General features: G+C 44.0%; 1 protein-coding gene. It reads left to right on the forward strand.

Annotation, left to right across the window (positions count from 1 at the left end; all coding sequences use genetic code 11):
* Positions 1-107: 107 nt before the first annotated feature.
* The coding region (locus R7Z50_RS28935) for a DUF72 domain-containing protein (protein WP_318149938.1) at positions 108-605 on the forward strand (498 nt) is incomplete at its 3' end.

Below are 605 nucleotides of genomic sequence, written 5' to 3' on the forward strand. Positions count from 1 at the left end.
CAAAAGCCCACCAAAGCGAAAAAATTGGTGCTGATTATAGCGCTAAATTACCTATTTCAGCAAAACTCTCGTAAAGTGCGTACAGGAGATACAAACAATAAAGAATGATGGATAATTTACCCCTTCGACTTGGTTTAACCATGTGGTCTCACAACCAATGGCAACAAAGCTTTTACGGTAGTGGAACTAAACCTGCTGAGCGTTTAGAAAAATACGCTCAGGTATTTCATACTGTGGAAGGAAATACCACCTTTTACGCCACGCCGACACACAACACGGTGCAAAATTGGAAAGCGGCAACGCACGACGATTTTAAGTTTACGTTTAAGCTCCCTAAGGCTATCACTCATGAACAAATGCTAAGAGGTTGCAACGAGCAACTTCGTGATTTTATGAAAATCATGGAGCCCTTGCATGAGCGCGTCGGTCAATGGACGATACAACTCCCAGCAGCTTTTGGCCCAGAGTATCTTGAACGTTTGAAAAAGTTTTGCGCCAGTTTCCCGCCTAACTTTCCACTAGGCGTAGAAGTACGTCATATGGCCTTTTTCTCTAAAGGCGAGGAAGAGCGAGCGCTTAACCAGTGGTTGGTGGAAAACGGTATT

Source organism: Vibrio sp. 1249-1 (assembly GCF_033340495.1).